At 32.0% G+C, this 544-nt stretch carries 1 protein-coding gene; it reads right to left on the bottom strand.

Translation table 11 applies throughout. The annotated features are described in order from the left end of the window. The coding region (locus KGF39_RS19450; protein WP_227823573.1) for a DnaD domain protein at positions 1-544 on the bottom strand (544 nt) is incomplete at both ends.

Here is a 544-nt window from a genome sequence, read left to right as displayed (position 1 = left end):
TGTTTTAATGTATTTATAATTCTTAACTCCATTCGCTATTGCTTCATCAATAGCTCTTATGATAACCTCAGCTTCCATGCCATCATCTAAATAACTTAGTAACTCTAAGAAGTTGTTAGGAGTAATCACACCTATATATTTTTCAAAGTATTTTTTTATATAGGTGGTTTTATCTTGTTGAGGTTGTTCATTAATAACAATAGTAGTAACATCATTACTTACTTTAAAGTCATTACTTACTACTTCCGTGTTTTCCGGTTTCCGAGAAACCCGGTTTCCGGGAAATCCGGTTTCCGGGAAATCAGTTTTTCGGGATTTTAGCTTCTGAGGATTTTCAAGTGGTATCTCATATACTTCATAATCATACCCTCCAAGCATTTTATTAGTATTAGAATCTCTACAAGGTTTTCTTGTTACATATCCATTTTCTATAAGTTCTTTTAAAATATTTGCTGTAGCATCCCTTCCATTTTTACTTCTTTTATATAGGTCATTAACATAGATTTTCCAATGGTCGGGCTTACTAATCAGATATGAATGTAAG

The organism is Clostridioides sp. ZZV14-6345, assembly GCF_020657775.1.
GTDB lineage: Bacteria > Bacillota > Clostridia > Peptostreptococcales > Peptostreptococcaceae > Clostridioides > Clostridioides difficile_D.
Note: the sequence above shows the minus strand (reverse complement) of the source record. Positions and strands in the feature narration are given on the sequence as shown.